Genomic DNA, 569 nt, shown 5'->3' with positions numbered 1-569 from the left:
TTTTTGTGTTATCTGGGTGGCGGGGGAAAAACCTTCGACCGAACCTATGCCATCAACAGTTTCTGTCTGAGATTGAGTACATCCAGTAATCAAAACCGCAATTAACAGAACCCATGTCCCGTGCTTAAACATAATCTCGAAACTCCCTGTAAAGCGCATGCGTCAGCGCATTGAAAAACCTTGTAAGATCAACTACTTTTAATAGCTATCAACAATAGCTGACCTAGGCACTTAAAAATAGATTTGAAAACTAGGGAACCTCTGAATATTTTAAATCATTTGTATTGCATGAGCAAGGATAGTCGGCAAAACAGGATGTACTTCTACGGAGTTGAAACGCTCAAAGAAGCTGAAGAGTTCGAGCCCTTACCAAGAGATGAGTATGACAAGCTGTTTCAGGCACCAAAAGAGCCTGATTCGTCAAAAGACCTTCAAAGCAATACGCAAAACGACAAGCCTAAGCAGTCATAACATGGCCTCCGTAATAAGCTAAGCATAGTAAAGACATGAGTAAGACTTCTGACAACGCAACTGAAAACGACACTGTAGTCGACCAAGGCCAGCCTCTA

1 protein-coding gene is annotated in these 569 nt (G+C 42.0%); it reads left to right on the top strand.

What is annotated here, in order from left to right:
- Positions 1-315: 315 nt before the first annotated feature.
- The gene (locus tag A3763_RS27660; protein ID WP_156490463.1) at positions 316-471 is read left to right on the top strand and encodes a hypothetical protein; all 156 of its coding nucleotides are present in this window, start codon (positions 316-318) and stop codon (positions 469-471) included.
- Positions 472-569 lie beyond the last annotated feature (98 nt).

The organism is Oleiphilus sp. HI0128 (genome assembly GCF_001635365.1).
This window is presented reverse-complemented; position numbering and strand designations above follow the sequence as displayed.